We start from the raw sequence: 22728 nt of genomic DNA on the forward strand, positions 1-22728 counted from the left end.
CGCCAAAAAAAACCGCCACCCGTATTAACGGGCAGCGGTTTTTAGTGGGGGGAGTATTCGCCAAAGTCATTGGCGTTTCAGCAAGGCAGCAAGCGAGCAAATCCCGATGAGCTTACATAAGTAAATGATTCGGGTGACAAATCGGTCAGGAACCGATTTGAACGCTGCTTGCAGCGGCCTCGCAGAGGCGAGGCCCATGGACGGGCCGAGTAACTAGCGCCGCTAACACAGCTGCAACGTCAAGGACGAAGGAGAATTAGTGGAGCTTCAGACGCGGGCGTATCACGCGGTTAATCCCGCCCACCAGCATCATCAAGCCCGTCTTGGTATAGCCATGCAATGCCACTTGATGCATCCGATACAGCGAGATGTAAACAATACGGGCAACACGGCCTTCCACCATCATAGAACCGCGCATCAGGTTACCCATCAAGCTACCGACAGTGCTAAATTTAGACAGCGATACCAGTGAACCATGGTCTTTATAAATGTATGGTTTTAAAGGTTGCTCATTAAGCAATGCCAGAATATTACTGTAGCAGCGGCTGGCCATTTGATGGGCCGACTGCGCGCGCGGCGGTACAAAACCACCACTAGGTTGTGGGCAAGAAGCACAGTCACCAATAGCAAATATATTCGGATCACGGGTGGTTTGTAGTGTCGGCTCCACCACTAACTGATTAATTCGGTTGGTTTCCAGCCCGGCGATATCTTTCATAAAGTCAGGTGCTTTGATACCCGCCGCCCAGACCATCAGATCTGCATTAATAAACTCGCCGTCTTTAGTATTCAGGCCCTTTTCATCAGCGCTGGTAACCATAGTTTTGGTCAATACCCGGACGCCAAGTTTAATCAGTTCCTGATGCGCAGCAGCCGAAATACGTGGCGGCAATGCTGGCAAAATACGTTCACCCGCCTCCACCAATGTGACATTCAGCGCTTGATTGTCCAAGCCCTCAAAACCATAGCTATGCAACTGTTTGACCGCATTATGCAGCTCAGCAGACAGTTCCACACCGGTGGCCCCGCCGCCAACAATCGCGATATTAACTTTGCCTTTGTCACCCGGTTGCGCTGAATACTTCAGGAACAAGTTAAGCATTTCATTATGGAAACGGTGCGCCTGATGCGGGTTATCAAGGAAAATACAGTTATCTTTCACACCCGGTGTACCGAAATCATTCGAGGTACTGCCCAGCGCGACCACTAAAATGTCATAGGTTAATTCGCGTTGGGTCACCAGCACATCGCCGTGTTCATCGCAAATTTCCGCCAGACTAAGGGTTTTAGTTTCACGATTGATGTCAGTTAACGAACCCAACTGGAAATTAAAGTAATGGTTACGCGCATGAGCCAGGTAGCTCAATGCATCAACACCATCATCCAGAGAACCGGTCGCGACTTCATGCAGCAGTGGTTTCCACAGATGGCTGTGGTTGCGATCAACCAGCACAATCTCGGCTTTTTTGCTGCGGCCCAGTTTATGGCCCAGACTGGTCGCTAACTCAAGACCGCCAGCACCACCACCAATAATAACGATTTTTTTCTTCGGCGTTGTCAAAATGACCCCCTAAATGTGAACCAATTGTTAGCTAAGGGTAAATGAATAATATCCTTAGATAACATAGGGTTCACTGATGCTAATTCAATAAACTAACCTCAGAATATCATGCAGGGTTATTTGGTCATACCAAAATTGATATATATCAATTTTTTTTGATTAAAGTGCCAGCATAGGGATTTTTTCTGGAATAAGATTCAAATAGTTAGCGCTTAGTCACAATTTATAAATTTTCTATTGGAGGGGCGATAAAGCGCTATTTTGCGATTTTTAGTCATAAAAATGGCCTGAAAAAAGCAGATGACACTCTTTTTTCAGGCCAAATTGCACAGAATCATGAGTTTTTCAATTAACCAATCTTTAACAAAACACCGGTTAATGAGGTTATCATTAACCCAATGTTTTAAATGCTTTGACCCGCTGAAGATGAGGAGAAAGATCTTTAAACTTGTGGCTCTGTTTCTCATCCCAGACAATTTCATAATAAGGGTGCAGATCGCCAGCGGTCACTTGGCTATCGAGCATTTCATCATTGCGCGACAGCACCACCAGGCACCGGTCACGGTTTTTCTCACGGAAATCACTGACACACTTACCAGCAATATCCACATACTCTTCCGGGCGATCAATTTTGCCGTTCATATTGTTTTGCGGATAAAGATTTGGATTAAATGCAACCTGGCGGATCCCGCACAAGAAACCAATACGTTCAGCCCAAAAGCCCCCTAACCCCACGCCACAAATCAATGATTTGGCATCTCCGCCCTGCTGAATAGCTTTATCCACTTCTTTCAGTAAATGCTGCATATCATGGCGAGGATGCAAAGTGCTGTAGCTGATAAAACGCACATCCGGGTCAATGAATTGTAATTGCAGGACTTTCTCGTGATTGCCAGGGCTGTTGGAATCAAAACCATGTAGATAAATGATCATTTTTATCCTCGCGACTTATGTGCATCCCAACGTTCGCTGAGTGCCGTTAATGCCTTATTCGCCTGCCGCCAACGCGATGATGCCATCAACGCCTGACGGTCAAACTGTCCAGAATGATACAAGCGTATAAGTTGGTCTGCTTTGACTGGAGACAGGTTATCTAACACACTCACTGCGCCCTGACGGTTATTACAAACCAAAATCATATCGCAGCCAGCATCCAGAGAAGCTTGCCCACGCTCGGCGTAGCTGCCCATGATAGCCGCCCCTTCCATCGACAAGTCATCAGAGAAAATGATGCCCTCAAACCCTAACTCTTGACGCAATATATTTTGGAGCCAATAGGCCGAGCCACTAGCAGGGCGCGCATCAGCTTCAGTATAAATCACGTGAGCGGGCATGATGGCGTCCAGTAATCCCCGCGCGATCAGCTCGCGAAATATAACCATATCATGTGTGCGGATTTCTGCCAGTGGTCGATTATCCCGCGGTGTTTCTTTATGTGAATCAGCCGCCACCGCCCCATGTCCGGGGAAATGCTTACCGGTGGTTTTCATACCTGCGCTGTGCATCCCACGAATAAAGCACTCGGCCATATTCTGCGCTTGCTGCGGGTCACTGTGGAATGAGCGCTCACCGATGGCGGCGCTGACATGGCCAATGTCCAGAACCGGGGCAAAGCTAATATCAATATCCATTGATATCATTTCAGCGGCCATCAGCCAGCCCGCTTCTTGCGCCAACTGCGCCGCCGTGGCGGCATCATTCAGCTCAGCAAAAGACTGGGCTGCGGGCAGACGAGTAAAACCATCACGAAAACGCTGTACCCGGCCCCCTTCCTGATCAACGGCCACCACCAACCGCGCGTGGGATGCTGCCCTTATCTGGCGGACTAACTCACGTAATTGCTCGGCATCATGAAAATTGCGGCTGAATAAAATCAAGCCGCCCACCAGCGGGTGCTTTAAAATCTCACGTTCTTCTGCATCCAGCTCATAGCTGGCAACGTCTAACATTACTGGACCCACGACAACCTCATCAACTTTATAGCGTTGGAAATAAAATCAAAATGATAAATTAAACCTTTGGCGCAACGGTGCGGCCCATTGCAAAAACTCAGTGTTCCCGCTCTGCTGCCAACGCACCTCAAACCACATCAACATCAGGTAATCAACCCATGGCAACCAGCGCCGTACCTGGCGAGATAGGCGGTCGATATCATGGTAGCCCAGTTTATTGCTGCAATAGTGCTGTAAAAAAGCCTGTTGCTGCGGCGCGGACCAATCATTGCCGCAAAATAAGGCAGCAATATCAAGGGCGATATCGCCATCAGCAGCATATTCCCAATCAATTAGTTTTAGACCGGTTGATGTTGCTAATAGATTGCCTGGGTGAATATCCATATGCAGAGGAGCCAATTTCACAGGTTGGGGCTGTGGCCGGTGTAAAAAATCCTGATGCAGCCGCAACCAACTGGGCGAGAGGCGTTTGGCATCAATCTGCCGGGCATAACGGATAAGCTGAGCACAGAGATCCAGACGATAACCACTGGGAGGTAAATGATGCAAACGGGTTAATAGCTGTGCTAACTGACCATTAGCTGATAATTCAATGAATTGCTCGTTAGTGACAACGTCACCCTCAAGCCAATTGACCACTAACCAGCGCTGATTTGCTGCAATAATCGTCGGTGCTAAATAGCAACCCGCGACATGCTGCAATAACTTACGCTCGCGCCGCCGGTTCACACCTAACTGAGTTTTCTGGACTGATTGCTCACGCGCCAGCCAATCAATATTTGGCCCAGTGTTTAGCGAATGAATGTTTGATGGATGAATGTTTGATGGATAAACAATGCGCCAACTTTCACCGGTCAGACCGGACACCGGGCTAATATACCAATCTGCCTTAATAAAATCGGCTGGATTAAAAACACCGCCGGCGGTGTTCGCCGCCGGTTTGATGCTGTCGATGAGCGCATACAGAGAAGGATCAGCGATGAACTGGGCCATTACCTGACCAGATGATTTCGCCGGTTTGCGCCTGCATCAGTTGCATTTCAATGGTCGGTGACTTCACATCACCACTGACATCGCTGTACAACACATACTGAGCACCGACATAGCGAGCCAGGCCAATAGCTTTGCTGCGCGAGCCGAGACTATCTTCTTCCGATAACCCTAAAGTTTGCTTAGCGACAGCTAATTGCTGCGGCGAGATCAATACAAACTTTTTATTTGATGACAGCACTTGATGTAAGGCCGAGGTCGCTTTCGCCGTTTGCAACGCGCCATTGGTGTTATTTTTGACGCTATCGAGGAGCAATATGCTGCCGGTTGCTACATCATTGCTGTTCACCATTTGCGCAACTAAGGGTTCTACGCTGGCGGCCCAATCAGTCGGCTGCTGCATTTTGGGCGGTGGCGGCACGGTGTCAACTGGCGGAGGCGTTTCAGTCACAGGGGGCGTAACGGGTTCGATGGTCACTGGTGGCGTAGTTGGCTCAACCGGTGGCTGAGTTATACACCCCGTCAGCACCAGTGCCGCCAGAGCCACAGATAAATACCTTTTCATTGTCCCACTCCAAAGTGTGGCTATAAGAATAGATAAACACGCGCACTGCGTGCATTAAAATTATTATTAACTGATTGAATTTCAACATCACTGTCTGGCGCGATAATAATAGACCGTGGCGCTTCCAGTGGCGGCACGTCTAAACCCTGCGCATCATACCAATAAAAGCGGTAGTTTATTTTTATCGGTTTATTCTGGCTATTGGTAATCACCGAGCGCGTCACATTATCGCCATCGGATGTTGAAATTGCCGGTTGAGAAGCCAAAATACCCGCCGTTAACACTGACGAATCCATTACCACCGTTTGCTGCTTATTCACCGCAATCCCTTTCGGGCTGCTGCACCCCAGCAATGTCGCTATACACGCGAACACAATTAGCGGTAATAAATGCGTCTGCGGTAATAAAAACGCCTTTACAGGGCGCATAGGCTTACCTCAATTACTTATGTGACAGCAACGAACCCAAATCACGACCGCCCACCAAATGCATGTGGATATGGTAAACCACCTGCCCTGCATGGCGATTGCAGTTGATAATCAGACGATATCCATCTTCAGCAATACCTTCCTGCTCTGCAAGTTTAGCAGCCACAGTGATCATTCGACCCAGAGTTGCTTCGTGTTCTGCTGTGACATCATTCACAGTTGGGATAAGAATATTAGGAATGATTAAGATATGGGTGGGAGCCTGTGGGGCGATATCACGAAACGCGGTTACCAGTTCATCCTGGTAAACCACATCAGCAGGGATTTCACGGCGAATAATTTTGCTGAAAATCGTTTCTTCGGCCATAACGCATTTCCTTGAAAGTGATAAAAATGGAGAATGGGTAGTATGAGCGACAATTTCTATTGATTTCAACCTCAATCATTGAGCGCGGGCATAAGCCGCTGCTTTTTCAAACAAAGCTTGGTCCGGGCGAATGCCAGTATACAGCACAAATTGCTCAACTGCCTGAATAGCAAAGACTTCAGCACCAGTAATAAGGGTTTTTTCTTGTGCTTTAGCATAACTGATTAGTGGGGTAATAGCGGGCATGGCCACCACATCAAAAATCACCTTAGCCCGCTCCACCTCAGCTTCAGTAAACGCCATGCTATCAGCATCTTTCCCCCCCAGCATCCCCACAGGCGTGGCATTGATCAACATAGTGGCCGGTACGCCCTGCATATCGGGCTGATAAATATAACCAGATTGCTCGGCGAGTTTCTGACCGGTTTTTTCATTAGTCGCAATAATAAACCCTTGCTTAAAACCCGCATTTTTTAGCGCAAAAGCCACCGCCTTCGCCATCCCACCACTGCCACGCAGTGCAAAAACGGTTTCTGCCGGCACCTGATAGCGCTGTAGCAATTTCGCGATGGCAATATAGTCGGTGTTATAGGCTTTCAGATAACCCTGCGTATTCACCAAGGTATTTACTGAATTAATCGCTGCCACCGATGCATCCAGCTCATCAACCATCGGGATAACCGCCTCTTTAAACGGCATCGAAATGGCGCAACCTCGGAATCCTAATGCCCGCACACCGCCAATCGCCGCGGCCAAGTCAGTGGTGCTAAAGGCCTTATATAGATAGTCGAGGTCTAGAGCATCGTATAAAAAGTTATGAAAACGGGTGCCAAAGTTACTGGGTCTGGCGGCCAGAGAAATACACACTTGGGTGTCTTTATTTAAGTAGCGGGTCATTTTCTTACCTCAAATAATCATGGCGCTTTGCCTGCGGCCTTTTCCTGACGAAAAGTGCTAAAGCACAAACGCTTGCTGTAGTGAAAATTATCGGCTAAAAAGATGATATATAAAACTGCTGAGTTTGACTCAATTAGGTTCCTCTTTTATGACCAGCCGCCGCCTTGAACAACAATATTTGCGATTACTTCATCAGGTTGGGGTACAACCGGTTGAGATTACACTGCAAGAACTCGCGGATAAACTCAGCTGTACCAAGCGCCATATGCGGACATTATTGGTTCAGATGCAACAAGCCGGCTGGCTGATATGGCAAGCAGAAGCGGGTCGTGGCCGCCGGTCACATTTGCAGCTATTGCGGAATACTCATCAACTTTTAATGGAAAAAGCGGAACAGTTATTGGATTCCGGTGATTTTAATGAGGCGATTGCCTTATTAGGGGAGGATAAACAGCTAATTACCCCCCTGCTGCGGGCCAAGTTAGGGTATCGGATACGTGATGACTATCAAGCCCTGCGCATCCCCTACTACCGCACTATGTCAAATCTTTACCCCGGCACCCCCTTACGCCGTTCTGAATTGCACTTAGTCCGGCAAATTTTTAACGGACTGACACGGATAAAAGAGGAAGACGGCGAGGTCACAACCGATTTAGCCCACAAATGGCGGATGCTCGATCCATTACACTGGCGTTTTTATTTACGCCCTGCGGTGCAATTCCATGATGGTCGAGAGCTTTCCAGCCGTGATGTGGTCAGCTCATTAACCCGCAGTGCAACTTTGCCACTGTTTTCGCATATTCAAAAAGTCAGTCAGCACGGGCCACTCAGTGTGGTGATTGAACTTAATCAGCCGGACTCCCGCCTACCCCAGCTACTGGCCCATCACAGCGCCCTGATTTTGCCAGAGAATCATGCTACGCAGCCGGATTTTGCGTCTCACCCGGTGGGAACCGGGCCTTACCGAGTGGCTGAAAATGATGACTGGCACTTACAGATGAAATCCTTTGACCACTATTTTGGTTTTCGTGGCCTGCTGGATGAAGTTGAAGTGCTTATCTTCCCGGATTTAGCCCGCCCGCCCTCTGGCACGCCCACCGTGTTATCAGAGCAATTGAGCATGGCAAATATCCAAAGTGCCACCTGGCTGAGCTCCAGTATCAGTGATATTGATTATGTGTCTGGCTCTGCCGCCAGCCTGACCGGTAAACCCTCAGACTCAACGCAAGAGATGTTTCTGGAACGCGGCGGGTATTTTTTGCTGTGTGACAGCCGCTCACCGCACTGGCACAGCATTAAACAGCGCCGCTGGTTGCGAAAAACACTCAATCCTTATCATCTCATCCAACCTCTAATTGCCCCTATTCGCCCCTTCTGGGTACCCGCTACCAGTGTTTTACCCACCTGGTTTCACGGCATAGACTCAGGGGAAGAATGCGCTCCTTTCCCCATTGACCACGCGGTAGAATCAGAGGATATGCCGGTGCTAACTCTGGCTTATCATGCTCAGCACCCAGAATACGCGATGCTGGTAACTGAAATGACTCATATTCTGGCAGCTCAGGGGATTAAATTGGCGGTAATAGAGCTGGATTACATCACTTGGGCCAAGGGCGAGGCCCATGTCGATTTATGGCTAGGCACAGTGAACTTTGCGGTTCCCGAAGAATGGAATGTTGGCGCATGGTTATTGGGCTCCCCACTGCTGCGTCAATGTATGACTGGCGGTGATGGCGCTCAGTTGCAAACCTCGCTACACAATTGGCGCAATCAATCCCTCGGTAGCGAACAATTGATCAGAGAGGTTATCGGCAGTGGGTGGTTACAACCTTTATTCCACCATTGGATGCGCTTAAAAGCCCCGGAACAAGCCCAAGGCGCACACTTGAATAATTTAGGTTGGTTTGATTTCCAGACAACCTGGCTGGAACCGGAATAACTATAATTAATATAAAACAAATTCAAAATAAATATTAATTACATAGCGGATAAAATTTAACTCTCATATGGATATTTAATTTGTATTTCCATGCAACAGTACAGAGAAACTCTAATGTATTTAATTAACTCTATCATTTTATGATGTTATTTACCTATAACCATTAATCCAATAAAAATTTAAAAGTTATTTCTTGACGATGGGTTTAATTAAATGATATTCATATTTCAAGGAAAGTTAAAGGATACAAAATTACATTAATCCATAATATTAAATTTATATGGTTAATTTATTTTGATAATTTTAAAACAAAGACGAATGTGAAAATACGTTCCTTAATGGACATGTCAGGAGGTGGTTTCCTGGCATTCAGAATCAATGGAGGAATAACCTATGTCTCGTTTACAAAAAGAAATCATTGAAACTAAAACCGTCATTGATGTCAGTGGCGCAAAAAAAAAGCCAGCCTCAACGTCTGACTGAAGATGTTCTTGAACAGATAGCTGGGATAAAAGCGTTTGGGAACTGGTCAAGAAGTTTTTAATCCCCCAGTGGGGCCACCGCAGGTGGCCCTTTTGTAAACTCATCCACTGTCCAGTATGGAAGTAATCACTGGAAGCGAGGGTAGAGTTATGCTTAATTTATTAATTGAAAAGAACATTCGACATCTTGAAATAATATTAAAAATCAGCGAGCGCTGTAATATAAATTGTGATTATTGTTATGTTTTTAATAAAGGAAACTCAGCCGCTGACGATAGTCCGGCCAGACTCTCAAATAAAAATATTCACCATTTAGTCTGTTTTTTACAGCGAGCGTGTCAGGAATATAAAATTGGCACAGTACAAATTGATTTTCATGGTGGTGAACCGCTACTGATGAAAAAAGAAAATTTCACGGATATGTGTATTCAATTGATTTCAGGGAATTACTGTGGCTCAAATATCAGACTTGCTTTACAAACCAATGCCACGTTAATTGACAATGAATGGATAGCGATATTTGAGAAATATTCCGTGAATGTGAGTATTTCTATTGATGGCCCTAAGCATATTAATGACAGGCACCGCCTGGATACCAAAGGGCGCAGCACATATGAGAACACCGTTCGTGGCCTCCGTATACTCCAAAACGCCTATCAACAAGGGCGACTCCCCTCAGACCCCGGTATTTTATGTGTCACGAATGCTCAGGCAAATGGTGCCGAAATATATCGACATTTCGTTGATGAGTTAGGTGTTTATAGTTTTGATTTCCTAATACCTGATGACTCTTACAAAGATGCTCATCCTGATGCTGTCGGTATAGGGCGTTTTCTCAACGAAGCGCTGGATGAGTGGGTGAAAGATAATAATGCCAAAATTTTTGTCCGACTCTTTCAAACCCATATCGCCAGCCTATTGGGGCAAAAAAATTCGGGCGTCTTAGGCCACACACCCAATATTACCGGTGTCTACGCCCTGACCGTCAGTTCCGATGGCTTTGTCCGGGTGGACGATACCTTGCGGTCAACATCAGACAGAATGTTTAACCCCATTGGTCATCTTTCTGAAGTCAATCTATCTAATGTCTTCGCTAGCCCGCAGTTTCAAGAATATTCATCAATCGGACAATCATTACCCACGGAATGCGAAGGTTGCATTTGGGAGAATATTTGTGCCGGTGGGCGCATCGTAAATCGTTTTTCCACCGAGGATCGCTTCAAACACAAGTCTATTTATTGTTATTCCATGAGGGCTTTCCTGAGCCGCTCATCTGCCCACTTACTCAATATGGGCATCAAAGAAGAACGTATTATGGCAGCAATTAGGGCATGACTTTTGAAATATAGGGTGAGGGAGCGCCAATAAATTGATCGAAAAAACCGCGATTTTCAGACAGGAAGCGCTAGAGCACAGAGCACATCATTGGCTGGGTAGCCCACAAGTTATTATCCCAGTAGGTGCTTCTGTTTGGGCCATGCTGGCGCTGGTGTTGATTACCAGTTTGATAGCATTCTTGGTGGTGGGGACTTACACCCAAAAAGCCCGCCTCGCCGGATCTGTTGTTCATCACCCTGCAGTGGCACGGATAACCGCCCCACGGGATGGGATTATTATTAGCAGCCTGGCTGAAGAGGGGAAAATCGTTCGTGCTGGCGAAGTGATTTATATCATCAGTATGGAAACCCAGACCGAGTTTGGCGCAACAAACCGTGAAATAACCGCAGCACTGAAATCGCAGAAAACGGCTATTGAACAGGAGATAAAACTCAAATCTGCAGCAGCAGACATCGAGAAAAGCCACCTTCTGCAGATGTTAAAAAATAAAGACGCCGAACAGCAAAAAATGGGCCACTTGATTGCCAAATCGGTGCAACAAACCTCATGGTTACTGGAAAAAGCACAACATTTCAAAACGTTGGTTAGGCAAGGAATAGCTCTTGAGACGGAGCATATGGCACGCCAGTCCGAGTATTACAGTGCCGCTGTCCAGCTCGAAGCTTACCAGCGGGAAAAGGTAAAGCTACAAGGAGAAACCATCAGCATTAAAGCACGGTTAGCGGCTATCCATAGCGAAGTTGACGTTTCACTGGAAAGGCTACGCCGGCAAACGGCACAGTTGGATCAAGATTTAATCGCGACGGAAAGAGAGCGAGAACTGCATATTACGTCTCCGATTGATGGCACCTTAACCGGCATTACAGGGTTTGCCGGCAACACCATTCGAGCCGCGCAAGAATTGGCCAGTATTGTGCCAACATCAGGGAAAGCCGAAGTGGAAATTTTTGCCACTGCGGATACCATCGGCGAATTACGTGAAGGCCAAGCAGTGAGACTACGGTTCGATGCCTACCCCTATCAGTGGTTTGGGCAATATGATGGCATTGTAAGGTCAATATCCACTGCGTCCGTCGAACAGCGTTTAGACATAAGCGAAAAGCAAGCTCATCAACCATCGCGACATTATTTTCAAGTGCGGATAGTCCCTACGAACAATAATGTCGTTATGGCCGGTAAAACCTACCCCTTGCGGCCGGGAATCGGTGTTAAAACAGATGTTTTCATCAGAAAACGGCCTCTCTATGAATGGCTCCTTTTACCTCTAAAAGGGGCTCGCAACATACCTCAAGAACACTCTGGAGAAGCCGCATGATAGTCGCTATGAAAGGTTACTTTGAAGCCCTGCGACAGCGTTTGCCGGTGATGATGCAAACAGAAGCAACAGAGTGCGGGCTGGCCTGCATGGCGATGGTTGCCGGATATTACGGCCTTAATATGGATCTCCAGGCACTGCGGAAGCATTATCAAGTTTCTCTGAAAGGCATGAGTCTGCGCGATCTTATCGTGTTGGCAGACCGGTTATCCTTAGGTTCACGTCCGGTGCGGGCGGATTTAGGCTCAGTCCGCCAACTCAAGACACCTTGCATTCTGCATTGGTCGTTTAACCATTTTGTGGTGCTAAAGAAGTTTTCTCGCCACGGGGCCACTATTATTGACCCAGCTAAAGGTGAGAGAAAAATCTCTCTGACTGAGCTATCTCAACACTTTACCGGTATCGCATTGGAAATTTGGCCTAATCAGCACTTTCAACGCCGGACTGAAAGAGAGACTATCCGCCTACTGGATATGTTCAAAAACGTATCCGGCCTGCCACGCGCTTTAGCACATATATTGGCCCTCTCATTGTGCATCGAACTTCTTGCTATGGCCGTTCCATTAGCGGCTCAATTTACTCTCGATATGGCGTTAAGGTCTGGCGATATTCATTTAGTCTCGCTGATAGCTTGGGGGGTGATTGTTTTATTAATCTTTAGAGCCTTGCTCAGTCTGGTGCGCGCCTGGATGGTGATGTCTATTAAATACACCTTGGGGATTCAATGGAACTCCGGGCTTTTTAGCCATTTAATCCGCTTGCCCGTTTCCTACTTTGAAAAACGCCATATTGGTGATGTCAGGTCGCGTTTTAACTCCCTGTCAGTGGTACAAGATGCTTTTACCGCCGAGATGGTTGCGTCGCTGTTGGATATTGTGGTGGTCATCGGGCTGTTATTTTTGATGTGGGCCTATGATGGCTACCTCGCGGCAATCGCCGTGTTGATATCCATTATTTATGCAGCTATCAAATTTTTTCTTTTCGGTGCCTATCGCTCTGCCAATTTGGAGGCCATTGCTCACGAGGCAAAACAACAATCACATTTCCTCGAAACCGTGCGCGGCATTGCCTGCGTGAAAATTTTCAATTTGGCGGAGCGCCGCCGATCCGACTGGATCAATCTCGTGATCAATGAAGCCAATGCAAAAATCTATCTGTTCAAAATAGACTTGGCGACACAGACAGTGGGCTTGTTATTAATCGGGCTGTCTTCGGCAATAATACTGTGGTTAGGGGCAAAGCTGATTGATGGCGGGACTCTCACCACCGGCATGCTATTTGCCTTCTTAATTTACTCGGACATGTACGTCACTCGCGCTATTCGGGTTGTTGATTCAATTATCCGGCTCCGCTTGATTGATATGCACAGTGAGCGCTTGTCAGAAGTCGCGCTAGCCACACCTGAACAGGATACCGGCGAGGCCGATTTGACTCCCGCCAATTCCCTTGCTGCCAGCATTGAAGTTAAAGATCTAAGCTACCGTTATGGTGACGGCGAACCTGCCGTATTTGAACATGTGAGTTTGTCTATCAAAGCCGGTGAAAGCATTGCCATCATTGGGCCATCAGGCTGCGGCAAATCGACACTCCTCAAAGCACTAGGTGGTTTAGCTCCACAAAAAAGCGGTTTTATCTTACTAGACGGTGTCGATGTTCGGCAATTAGGCCTTACTGCCTACCGCAAACATATCGCCTACGTGTTGCAAGAGGACAAACTATTTGCGGGGTCTTTGCTCGATAACATCAGCTCGTTTGATATTCATCCTGACAATGAATGGGCGTGTGAATGCGCGCGCCTCGCTTCAATTCATACTGAGATTGACGCCATGCCGATGAAATATGAAACCATGGTCGGCGATATGGGCAGCGCCCTGTCAGGTGGGCAGCGCCAACGCATTTCTCTGGCCCGCGCTTTATACAAACGCCCGCGAATATTATTTCTCGACGAAGCCACCAGTGACCTGGATATCGACAACGAAGCCCGAATTAATGATTCGCTGCGCGCATTGAAGATAACCCGAATTTTTGTCGCCCACCGCCCAACAATGATTGCCATGGCGGATCGGGTGTTTGACCTCAGCAAAAATGCTGAAATGGAAAAGGAAAAGGAAAAGGAAAGCCCTTATGCACTTTTTACCCAATAAAAACATTACCGCGATGACGTTCGTTCTCTTCTCTGCTCTCGCCACTCCGACAGCACTCCATGCCATCACTTCGGAAAAAGTCATGCATATGCCGTTTAAGTGGGATGATACCGCAACCCCCATAGTCAATATTGAAATCAATGGGATGCGCCAAAATTTCATGATCGATACCGGGGCCTTAATTGCTCTGCACTTATTCAAAGATGTTATCGCACAACTTCCGGGCTTGATACCTGAACCAGGAAAACATCGCACAACAGACCTGACCGGCAAAGTATTTCTTAACGATAAGTTCTACATTCCAAAACTTTCAATCAATGGCATGGAATTTAAGAATGTAAAAGGGATATCGGTAAACACCCCTCAGGGTATGGTTCTCAACTCTGATAGCACGCCCCCTCATTCAATGATGATTGGGCTAGATTTATTCAAAGGTAAGGCAGTACTGATTGATTACCAAAAACAGCGTTTGTCTGTCGCGGATAATACTCATGTATTGGGCATTAATATGGCTGATGGGTGGACATCACTGCCACTGAGGTTGACGCCAGAAGGGCTTGAAATCAAAGTCGTAAAAAATGCTAAGGAATACAATATGCTTTTGGATACCGGCGCAACAGTGTCTGTATTTTTTAAAGAACGGCTTAAATCGCCAGCTGTTAGCCTATCCTGCCAAACAGTCATGAAAGAAATGGATCATAAAGGCTGCGTGGCATCAGATTTTCAGCTTAACGAAATAGGTGCAACAGAGATTGGTTTTAATGCAGTGCTGCTAGATGGGCAGTTCAATCAGATGGATACCGATGGATTAATTGGCAATAACTTCCTGAATGAATTCGCTTTAGCCATTGATTTCCCCAAGCAGAGATTACTTATCAAGAAGTTTAAAAATGAATAAGTAATATATTAGAAACAGTAAACTGTGGGCCATGCAAAGCTTTTCTGAATACAAAAAAAGGGCGGCTTTCGCCGCCCTTTTGCACTCCCCAGACCTGAATTAATGGTTACGAATGTATTCGTCCATATCAGTTTTCAGGTTATCAGATTTCGTCCCGAAGATAGCTTGAACACCTGAGCCTGCGACCACTACGCCCGCAGCACCCAATTTCTTCAGACCCGCTTGGTCAACCTTGGACACATCCGCCACGCTGACACGCAGACGAGTGATGCAGGCATCCAGGTTAGTAATGTTTTCTTTACCACCAAACGCATTGACCAGTGCCGCTGACATTTCAGTGCCACCCTGTACAGTTTGCTCTGTTGTCATGTCTTCACGACCCGGCGTTTTCAAATTCAGTTTAGCGATCAGCACACGGAAGATGGTGTAGTACACCAGACCGTAGCAGATACCCACCAGCGGGAACAACCAGATACGGCTGCTGTTGCCACTCAGTACAATGAAGTCAATCAGACCGTGGGAGAAGCTGGTACCATCGCGCATCCCAAGCAGGATACAGATTGGGAAAGCCAGACCGGCCAGAATCGCATGGATAACATACAAGATTGGCGCCACGAACATGAAGGAGAATTCGATTGGCTCGGTGATACCGGTCAGGAATGAGGTCAGTGCTGCGGAGATCATAATCCCGCCCACTTTCGCCCGGTTTTCCGGTTTAGCAGAATGCCAGATGGCAATGGCTGCGGCGGGTAGACCGTACATCTTGAACAGGAAACCACCAGACAGTTTACCCGCAGTTGGGTCACCGGCCATGTAACGTGGAATGTCACCGTGGAATACCTGGCCCGCTGCGTTGGTGTATTCACCAATTTGCATTTGGAATGGTACGTTCCAGATATGGTGTAAACCGAATGGAACCAACGCACGCTCTACGACGCCGTAGATACCAAAAGCGACTACGGAGTTCTGATATGCTGCCCACTGAGAGAAAGTCTGGATAGCAGTACCGATTGGCGGCCATATAAAGGACAAAATCACGCCCACGAAGATCGCTGTGAAACCAGAGATAATCGGAACGAAGCGTTTGCCCGCAAAGAAGCCCAGATATTCAGGTAATTGGATACGATAGAAGCGGTTAAACATGTAGGCCGCTATTGCACCTGCAATGATCCCGCCCAGTACCCCAGTATCAGCTAAATGCTTGGCAGCAATTTCTTCTGCCGGCAGATGCAAGACCAATGGTGCTACCACCGCCATGGTTTTCACCATGATGCCGTATGCAACAACTGCCGCTAACGCAGATACACCGTCGTTATTGGTAAAGCCGAGTGCAACGCCAATAGCAAAAATCAATGCCATGTTAGCAAAAACGGAACCGCCCGCTTCTGCCATTACGTGAGAGACTACCGATGGTAGCCAGCTAAAATTCGCGGACCCGACACCCAGCAGAATACCTGCAATGGGTAACACGGATACCGGTAGCATTAGCGATTTACCGACCTTTTGCAGGTTTGCAAATGCGTTCTTAAACATAGTGAGTGAGCTCCTGAGTAATAGTGCTTTTACTGCTTTTTCTCGCGTTTATTGGCATTACAAAGGGGGGAGTAAGCCTTTGCGAATCAGGGTGTCTAAAGCACCCCTTTAATTTTTACGAAGAGTAAAATAAATAGCCTGCTTAATGTTTGATGGCAGTCACGTTTCTTCCAAGAAAGCGCTTAATTTGCTTCAGATAGCGCATTTTTTGTAAAAAAACGTCAATATTAGCTGCCCTCACCCAATAAATCGGGTGAGAACATTACTCGTTTCGGCGATTAATTACGAGCTTAAAAAAAAGTATTCTTAAGGAAATTAGCGCGTTTCGCTGTGGAGTATTGACGAGTCCAGATGAAATAACCGGCAGAAGTTATCCGTAGTGGCTTGAGCCAAGGATTCAAGACTGACGCCTTTGAGAACTGCCATATACTCTGCAACATCACGGACATAGGCAGGTTGGTTCTCTTTACCACGATGCGGAACCGGAGCCAAATACGGCGAATCGGTCTCGACCAGCAACCGGTCTAACGGCACATAGCGCGCAACATCACGCAGTTGCTCCGCATTGCGGAAAGTGAGAATACCCGAGAAAGAGATATAAAAGCCGAGGTCCAATAAGGTGGCTGCGGTCGCTTTATCTTCTGTAAAACAGTGTAAAACCCCGCCACACTCTTGCGCCTGTTCTTCACGCAAAATCGCGAGTGTGTCTTCGCGCGCATCGCGGGTATGCACAATCACTGGTTTATTTAATTTACGCCCAACCCGAATGTGTTCACGAAACGAAGCTTGTTGCAGTGTGATATTGTCTTGCTGATAAAAGTAATCCAGCCCAGTTTCCCCCATCGCCACCACATTATCTGCCGCGGCTAAAATCTCAAGCTGCTGAAAATCATAGCCGCCATCAAGATTCAGTGGATGAACGCCACATGAAAACGCCACGTTTTCTCTCTCACCGATAAGTGCCGTCATGGCGGAGAAGCCCGGTAATGTAGTGGCTACGGCGAGCACAAAACCCACATCCCGAGCTTTCGCTTTGGCTAATACATCATCGACGCTACTGTGTAGCGTCTGGTAATCAAGGCTATCAAGATGACAGTGAGAATCTATTAACAACATATTAAACTCAATTAAAGTGATGTGGAGTAAGACCCCGCGGTCAGGGCGCTTTCCCAGTTGAGCAAAAGCTCGGTAAGTAATAACTCACGATTGACACCGACCACGGATAACAATTGATGCCGGCAATGGCCCAGCGCCTTGGCTGAATGAAGCAATATAGGTGTCGTGGCCATCTGTGCCAATTGCTGCACCAACGGCAATTGGTCCTGATTAACCGCAAACTCACCTGCACCTTGCTGCCACTTCAAAGCATCCAGCACCAATGAAGAGAGCCATTGCAAGCGCTCTGGGGCATCTTCATGATTAAGCTGCGGTAATAGCGACAGTAAATCCGAACTGTTCAGGGCGCTGCTCAGCGCGCTACACAAGGCCGTTCTGATGGCCCAGAGTTCGGGTTGGAGCAAGCGCTCAGCCGCCAACGGTGCGCCCTCGCTTAATTTAAGTGCCGCCAGCATCGAAATCGGTTCTGCCGGAATCTGCCGTTGCAGCCATTGTAAGCTGAGCGCGGTATCCGGGCAGGCCAGATGCCAGTAAAAGCAGCGGCTGCGTAATGTCGCTAACAAACTGGCGGGTTGATGGCAATCGAGCAGAAAATAGGTTTTCTCTGGCGGCTCTTCCAGAGTTTTGAGTAACGCATTGGCCGCCGCGTCAGTCAGTGACTCGGCATGAGGCAGCCACACAACTTTTGCCCCGCCCTGCTGAGCATGAGAATAGAGTTTTTCAATCTGTTGGCGCACCAACTCTACACCGATGCTATTTTTGCCTTTCTCCGGGGCCAGCACATACCAGTCCGGATGATTACCCGCCAACATCAAGCGGCAACTATGGCATTCGCCACAGCTTTTCTCACCTTGCCGCTGCTGGCACATTAACCAACGGCTGATACCATAAATCAGCGCTTCCTCGCCATTCCCGGGCAAAGAATGCAGTAATAATGCATGATGACCACGCCCGGCCGTCTGCTGTCCAACCCACTGACGATAAGGCGCGGTAAGCCATGGATACCATTTCATTACGCTGTTTCTCGGCGAGTCAGCCATTGCTTAAGTACCCGGCTAATAGATTCACTGACTTGCTCAAGTGGTTGAGAAGCATCAATGGTCTTGATGCTTGAGTCTGCGGCAGCCAACTCAAGATAACGTGCGCGGGTGCGCTCAAAAAAGGCCAATGACTCTTGTTCAATCCTATCTAATTCACCACGAGCCCGCGCGCGCGCTAGCCCAATCACCGGTGGCAAATCGAGATACAGTGTCAGGTCTGGGCGAAATTCACCTAATACGGTGTCACGCAGAGATGTCATGAGGTTGCTATCAATCCCACGCCCACCGCCCTGATAAGCTTGCGATGACAAATCATGGCGATCACCCACCACCCAACTGCCGCGCGCCAGCGCAGGTTTAATCACATTTTCAACCAATTGCACTCGGGCAGCATACAACATCAGCACTTCGGCTTTATCTGTCAGAACTTCGCCGTCAATACCTTGCTTTATCAAGTCACGCAGTTTTTCTGCCAGCGGCGTTCCCCCTGGCTCCCGGGTGAAGACAATATCGTTAATCCCTTGGGCATGCAGCGTAGCAACCACGGTATCTCTGGCGGTGGTTTTCCCTGCCCCTTCAAGCCCCTCAATAACGATAAATTTACTGTTCATTTTTATCCTTTAGCGATTGACGATAAACCCGCACCGCTTGGTTATGGCTGGCTAAATTGGTGGTAAAAGTATGACCGCCCTTGCCGTCTGCCACAAAATAGAGATAAGCCGTTTTAGCCGGATGAGCGGCAGCCATGAGCGATGCCAACCCCGGCATTGCAATGGGGGTCGGCGGCAAACCGGATATCACATAGGTATTATAAGGCGTTGGAGTATCTAAGTCTTTACGACTAATGTTGCCATTATAGTTATTCCCCATGCCATAAATGACGGTTGGGTCTGTTTGTAGGCGCATACCAATGCGTAACCGGTTGATAAATACCGACGCCACTTTGGTTCGTTCTTCATTGACTGCCGTTTCTTTCTCGATGATGGACGCCATAGTGACTAAGTCGCCCGGGGTTTTGTAAGGCAATGACTTATCACGCCCTTGCCAGATTTCATCGACTGTTTTTTCCATCTTCACATGGGCACGTTTGAGTAATGCCAAATCAGTGGTGCCAGCGGTATAGGAATAAGTATCCGGGTAGAGCCAGCCTTCTGGGTGTTCACTGTCATTCAACCCCAACAATAGCGCGATTTCAGCATCACTCTTCCCATCCAATACATGCTTTATATATTTTGATTGTTGTAATTCATCCATCCAATCACGCAGCCGTTTACCTTCAATAAAGCGCACGGTAAATTGTGCTTCTTTGCCACTGGCGAGCAGTTCTAGCATGCCGCGCACCGTCATTCCGGGGGTAAACCGATAAGTCCCCGCCTTGAATTTGGCTAGCTCTGGTTCAAGCCGCAGCAACCAGGGAAACCAGCGGGTGTTTTTAATCAGGCCGTCGCGTTGCAGCAAGTTCTCCAGCGCCACTCGCCCGGTGCCAGCAGGAAGTTTGAAGAAGGTTTCTTGTTGGATAGCCAAAGGCTGATCGGCAAAATGTTGTACTCTTTGGTAACCCAACAGCAGCAATCCCAAACAGATAGCGACAAAAAGGATTAATGCTCTGGTGCTTTTTATTTTCATCGGACGACCATCTTCAAATTAAAGGTATCATTGGTACGAAAATCAAAATCCCCATAAAGCTTATATTTCACAGCAATGAAGATTTAAGAAATCAAACAACTGACGTGAGTGATAAACCCACTCTTCGGCGCGATTTACCGGCTCGATCCTATTTACCGGGAGTAGCGGCATTAGCGCGTTACACAGGATAACTTCATCTGCGTCTGCCAACACACTCACCGGTTGTGCCACAATCTCCACTTGCCGACCATGAGCGGACAGACAAGTGATTATTCGTTGGCGCATAATGCCATCTACACCTGACTGACACAGGTCTGGGGTAAATATTTTATCCCCTTGACGCCAGAATAAATTAGCCGCACAGCATTCCACCAGCATGCCTTCAGTGTCAAGCACCAGTGCCTCATCCGCCGTTGTCTGGTCAAGATGCGCGCGGATCAAGACTTGTTCCAGGCGATTCAAGTGTTTAACCCCGGCCAGTAAAGGATTGCGTGCTAATAATATCGGGCTAAGTGCCAAAGAAATACCCCGTTCACGCCAACTAAGATAATGAACCGGATAATCACTAAGAGAAATAATTCGCGTGGGATGCTGACATGCTGTGCCACTGTAGCCTCGGCCACCGCTTCCCCGGCTGATAATCACCTTCAGCACACCGTCCTCAGTATGATTTGCCGCCTCAACCATTTCCTTGCTCAATGCATTCCAATTTACGACCGGCATTAATAGCCGCTCAGCCGCCTGTTGCAAACGCGATATATGCTTATCCAGCCACACAACTCGACCACCGGAGACTCTGGCGGTGGTAAAGCAGCCATCACCAAACTGCACTGAGCGGTCTGAAGCTGAAATCAAATTTTGTTCAACACCATTAATCCAGAACATTCAGATTCTCTTTAAATGGGGGCGTCTTGGCTCTACATTCAATTAGGGTATAGGTATTGCCCATAAATATAAATCCTACCTGCTGACAGTATCAGATTTAAGGCCGTGGCTGTTTTCAGATTTATCTCTTATTGAGACAATTTTTATGGAAGGATGTTATAGCTGATGCTTGCTAAGCAAATAAAAAACCCGGAAAACCGGGTCTTTTAAGGTTGCTGACAAACGTCTTTTATAGCCCGGAGACTGGCGGGGCGACTGTACCTATGGGCGCTCCGACGGCTTACGCACTTGTATTTGAAACCAAGAGGGACCCATTCGGCACATTTCCCCGCGAATCAACTTTGTCAGCGGTCTTTTGAACAGTGAATGCTATACCTTGCGGAACACCAAAGAGCCGTTAGTACCACCGAAACCGAAGGAGTTACACAGGGTGTACTCCAAATCTGTTACTTGGCGAGAGGCACCCGGAACAAAGTCCAAATCACAACCTTCATCTGGGTTATCCAGGTTAATGGTTGCCGGAATAGCCTGATCACGCAGCGCTAATACCGTAAAGATAGACTCAACCGCGCCTGCTGCACCTAACAAGTGCCCAGTCATGGATTTGGTGGAACTGACCATCACTTTGGTGTCTCCACCAAATACAGACTTAACTGCCTGCGTTTCGGCTTTATCGCCAGCAGGAGTTGACGTGCCGTGGGCATTGACATAGCCGATTTGAGAGGGGGTCACACCCGCATCACGCAACGCATTCACCATTGCCAGAGCTGCACCAGAACCGTCTTCTGGTGGAGAGGTCATATGGTAAGCATCGCTGCTCATCCCAAACCCAACAACTTCAGCATAGATTTTTGCGCCACGTTTTTTCGCGTGTTCGTACTCTTCCAGCACCATCATGCCTGCGCCATCACCCAGAACGAAACCATCACGGTCTTTATCCCAAGGGCGACTGGCAGCCTGCGGATTCTCGTTGCGAGTAGACAATGCACGCGCAGCACCAAAACCGCCGACACCCAATGGGGTACTGGCTTTTTCAGCTCCACCGGCCAGCATAACGTCAGCATCATTGTAAGCAATGATACGAGCCGCTTGCCCGATATTGTGGACGCCAGAAGTACATGCCGTAGCAATAGAAATGCTTGGCCCACGCATACCGAACATAATGGTCAGGTGGCCGGCAATCATATTAACAATGGTTGAAGGCACGAAGAATGGGCTAATTTTACGCGGCCCGCCTTTCACCAATGAGGTGTGGTTCTCTTCAATCAGACCCAACCCACCAATACCGGAACCAATCGCGGCACCGATACGAGGAGCATTGGCTTCTGTCACTTCAAGCCCGGAGTCTCGCATAGCTTGCATGCCAGCCGCGACACCGTACTGTATGAAGGCATCCATTTTGCGTGCATCTTTACGCGAAATGTAATCTTCACAATTAAAATCTTTTACTAAGCCAGCAAATTTCGTTGCATAGTCTGTAGTATCAAAATGGTCGATCAGGCTGATGCCACTCTGCCCGGCAAGAACAGCGTTCCATGTGGATTCTACTGTATTACCGACAGGAGACAACATGCCCAGTCCAGTCACAACAACTCGACGCTTAGACACGGTTGTCCTCCAGGGAGGGAAAATTACACTAGGGCAAAAAAAAC

Annotated in this window: 21 protein-coding genes; 6 read left to right on the plus strand and 15 right to left on the minus strand. The window is 47.8% G+C overall.

Going from position 1 to position 22728, the window contains the following annotated elements; all coding sequences use genetic code 11:
• Positions 1–256 precede the first annotated feature (256 nt).
• From DXZ79_RS12115 to DXZ79_RS12150, 8 genes are all read right to left on the minus strand, one after another.
• Entirely contained in the window at positions 257–1561 is a 1305-nt protein-coding gene (locus tag DXZ79_RS12115; RefSeq protein ID WP_038632302.1) for an NAD(P)/FAD-dependent oxidoreductase, read from the minus strand.
• A gap of 390 nt (positions 1562–1951) precedes the next feature.
• The gene (gene ycfP / locus DXZ79_RS12120) at positions 1952–2494 is read right to left on the minus strand and encodes an alpha/beta hydrolase YcfP (protein WP_038632300.1); all 543 of its coding nucleotides are present in this window, start codon (positions 2492–2494) and stop codon (positions 1952–1954) included.
• Positions 2495–2496: 2 nt separating this feature from the next.
• Positions 2497–3522: a beta-N-acetylhexosaminidase gene (gene nagZ, locus DXZ79_RS12125; protein ID WP_038632298.1), complete on the minus strand. Its 1026-nt coding sequence runs from the start codon at positions 3520–3522 to the stop codon at positions 2497–2499.
• Positions 3523–3558: 36 nt separating this feature from the next.
• Positions 3559–4506 carry a thiamine kinase gene (thiK, locus tag DXZ79_RS12130; RefSeq protein WP_038632296.1) on the minus strand — a complete coding sequence of 316 codons (948 nt, stop codon included), beginning with the start codon at positions 4504–4506 and terminating at the stop codon, positions 3559–3561.
• Positions 4487–5068 (minus strand): penicillin-binding protein activator LpoB, encoded by a 582-nt coding sequence (gene lpoB / locus DXZ79_RS12135; RefSeq protein WP_038632294.1) that lies wholly within the window; start codon positions 5066–5068, stop codon positions 4487–4489. The genes thiK and lpoB overlap by 20 nt, the downstream gene beginning before the upstream one ends.
• 20 nt (positions 5069–5088) lie before the next feature.
• Positions 5089–5496: a YcfL family putative periplasmic lipoprotein gene (locus DXZ79_RS12140; RefSeq protein WP_038632292.1), complete on the minus strand. Its 408-nt coding sequence runs from the start codon at positions 5494–5496 to the stop codon at positions 5089–5091.
• A gap of 13 nt (positions 5497–5509) precedes the next feature.
• The gene (hinT, locus tag DXZ79_RS12145) at positions 5510–5863 is read right to left on the minus strand and encodes a purine nucleoside phosphoramidase (RefSeq protein WP_005273079.1); all 354 of its coding nucleotides are present in this window, start codon (positions 5861–5863) and stop codon (positions 5510–5512) included.
• A 75-nt stretch (positions 5864–5938) separates the two neighbouring features.
• Entirely contained in the window at positions 5939–6760 is an 822-nt protein-coding gene (locus DXZ79_RS12150; protein WP_038632290.1) for a shikimate 5-dehydrogenase, read from the minus strand.
• Positions 6761–6908: 148 nt separating this feature from the next.
• Here DXZ79_RS12150 and DXZ79_RS12155 point away from each other — a divergent pair, with 148 nt between their 5' ends.
• The 6 genes from DXZ79_RS12155 to DXZ79_RS12180 all read left to right on the plus strand — a co-directional run bounded on the left by DXZ79_RS12155 (position 6909) and on the right by DXZ79_RS12180 (position 14876).
• Positions 6909–8699: an SgrR family transcriptional regulator gene (locus tag DXZ79_RS12155; RefSeq protein ID WP_038632288.1), complete on the plus strand. Its 1791-nt coding sequence runs from the start codon at positions 6909–6911 to the stop codon at positions 8697–8699.
• Between the two features lie 445 nt (positions 8700–9144).
• Positions 9145–9243: a XyeA family cyclophane-containing RiPP triceptide gene (gene xyeA / locus DXZ79_RS12160; protein WP_230852357.1), complete on the plus strand. Its 99-nt coding sequence runs from the start codon at positions 9145–9147 to the stop codon at positions 9241–9243.
• Positions 9244–9331: 88 nt separating this feature from the next.
• A complete protein-coding gene (gene xyeB / locus DXZ79_RS12165) occupies positions 9332–10516 on the plus strand; it encodes a cyclophane-forming radical SAM/SPASM peptide maturase XyeB (protein WP_162928747.1) in 1185 nt (394 codons plus the stop codon).
• A 34-nt stretch (positions 10517–10550) separates the two neighbouring features.
• Positions 10551–11834: an HlyD family secretion protein gene (locus DXZ79_RS12170; protein ID WP_050291265.1), complete on the plus strand. Its 1284-nt coding sequence runs from the start codon at positions 10551–10553 to the stop codon at positions 11832–11834.
• A complete protein-coding gene (locus DXZ79_RS12175) occupies positions 11831–13978 on the plus strand; it encodes a peptidase domain-containing ABC transporter (protein WP_120011296.1) in 2148 nt (715 codons plus the stop codon). The genes DXZ79_RS12170 and DXZ79_RS12175 overlap by 4 nt, the downstream gene beginning before the upstream one ends.
• Positions 13959–14876, plus strand: coding sequence for an aspartyl protease family protein (locus DXZ79_RS12180; RefSeq protein WP_038632280.1), 918 nt, complete (start codon positions 13959–13961; stop codon positions 14874–14876). The genes DXZ79_RS12175 and DXZ79_RS12180 overlap by 20 nt, the downstream gene beginning before the upstream one ends.
• A gap of 99 nt (positions 14877–14975) precedes the next feature.
• Here DXZ79_RS12180 and ptsG read toward each other — a convergent pair whose 3' ends face one another.
• From ptsG to fabF, 7 genes are all read right to left on the minus strand, one after another.
• Positions 14976–16409, minus strand: a complete 1434-nt coding sequence (gene ptsG / locus DXZ79_RS12185; protein WP_038632278.1) for a PTS glucose transporter subunit IIBC — start codon at positions 16407–16409, stop codon at positions 14976–14978.
• Between the two features lie 315 nt (positions 16410–16724).
• Positions 16725–17525, minus strand: a complete 801-nt coding sequence (locus DXZ79_RS12190; protein ID WP_038632276.1) for a metal-dependent hydrolase — start codon at positions 17523–17525, stop codon at positions 16725–16727.
• 11 nt (positions 17526–17536) lie between these two features.
• Positions 17537–18538, minus strand: a complete 1002-nt coding sequence (gene holB / locus DXZ79_RS12195; RefSeq protein WP_038632274.1) for a DNA polymerase III subunit delta' — start codon at positions 18536–18538, stop codon at positions 17537–17539.
• On the minus strand, positions 18538–19176 hold the full coding sequence (gene tmk, locus DXZ79_RS12200; RefSeq protein WP_038632272.1) for a dTMP kinase: 639 nt from the start codon (positions 19174–19176) through the stop codon (positions 18538–18540). The genes holB and tmk overlap by 1 nt, the downstream gene beginning before the upstream one ends.
• Positions 19166–20191, minus strand: coding sequence for an endolytic transglycosylase MltG (gene mltG / locus DXZ79_RS12205; protein WP_038632270.1), 1026 nt, complete (start codon positions 20189–20191; stop codon positions 19166–19168). Before mltG ends, tmk begins: the two co-directional genes overlap by 11 nt.
• A gap of 60 nt (positions 20192–20251) precedes the next feature.
• The gene (gene pabC / locus DXZ79_RS12210; RefSeq protein WP_038632268.1) at positions 20252–21076 is read right to left on the minus strand and encodes an aminodeoxychorismate lyase; all 825 of its coding nucleotides are present in this window, start codon (positions 21074–21076) and stop codon (positions 20252–20254) included.
• 369 nt (positions 21077–21445) lie between these two features.
• Positions 21446–22684, minus strand: a complete 1239-nt coding sequence (gene fabF, locus DXZ79_RS12215; RefSeq protein ID WP_038632266.1) for a beta-ketoacyl-ACP synthase II — start codon at positions 22682–22684, stop codon at positions 21446–21448.
• Positions 22685–22728 lie beyond the last annotated feature (44 nt).

It is taken from the genome of Yersinia rochesterensis, from assembly GCF_003600645.1.
Taxonomy (GTDB): domain Bacteria; phylum Pseudomonadota; class Gammaproteobacteria; order Enterobacterales; family Enterobacteriaceae; genus Yersinia; species Yersinia rochesterensis.

Coding starts and splice junctions, on each gene's coding strand:
- ycfP (WP_038632300.1), bottom strand. CDS start 2,494: ATGATCATTTATCTACATGGTTTTGATTCCAACAGCCCTGGCAATCAC.
- thiK (WP_038632296.1), bottom strand. CDS start 4,506: ATGGCCCAGTTCATCGCTGATCCTTCTCTGTATGCGCTCATCGACAGC.
- lpoB (WP_038632294.1), bottom strand. CDS start 5,068: ATGAAAAGGTATTTATCTGTGGCTCTGGCGGCACTGGTGCTGACGGGG.
- DXZ79_RS12140 (WP_038632292.1), bottom strand. CDS start 5,496: ATGCGCCCTGTAAAGGCGTTTTTATTACCGCAGACGCATTTATTACCG.
- hinT (WP_005273079.1), bottom strand. CDS start 5,863: ATGGCCGAAGAAACGATTTTCAGCAAAATTATTCGCCGTGAAATCCCT.
- DXZ79_RS12150 (WP_038632290.1), bottom strand. CDS start 6,760: ATGACCCGCTACTTAAATAAAGACACCCAAGTGTGTATTTCTCTGGCC.
- DXZ79_RS12155 (WP_038632288.1), top strand. CDS start 6,909: ATGACCAGCCGCCGCCTTGAACAACAATATTTGCGATTACTTCATCAG.
- xyeB (WP_162928747.1), top strand. CDS start 9,332: ATGCTTAATTTATTAATTGAAAAGAACATTCGACATCTTGAAATAATA.
- DXZ79_RS12175 (WP_120011296.1), top strand. CDS start 11,831: ATGATAGTCGCTATGAAAGGTTACTTTGAAGCCCTGCGACAGCGTTTG.
- DXZ79_RS12180 (WP_038632280.1), top strand. CDS start 13,959: ATGCACTTTTTACCCAATAAAAACATTACCGCGATGACGTTCGTTCTC.
- ptsG (WP_038632278.1), bottom strand. CDS start 16,409: ATGTTTAAGAACGCATTTGCAAACCTGCAAAAGGTCGGTAAATCGCTA.
- DXZ79_RS12190 (WP_038632276.1), bottom strand. CDS start 17,525: ATGTTGTTAATAGATTCTCACTGTCATCTTGATAGCCTTGATTACCAG.
- holB (WP_038632274.1), bottom strand. CDS start 18,538: ATGAAATGGTATCCATGGCTTACCGCGCCTTATCGTCAGTGGGTTGGA.
- tmk (WP_038632272.1), bottom strand. CDS start 19,176: ATGAACAGTAAATTTATCGTTATTGAGGGGCTTGAAGGGGCAGGGAAA.
- mltG (WP_038632270.1), bottom strand. CDS start 20,191: ATGAAAATAAAAAGCACCAGAGCATTAATCCTTTTTGTCGCTATCTGT.
- pabC (WP_038632268.1), bottom strand. CDS start 21,076: ATGTTCTGGATTAATGGTGTTGAACAAAATTTGATTTCAGCTTCAGAC.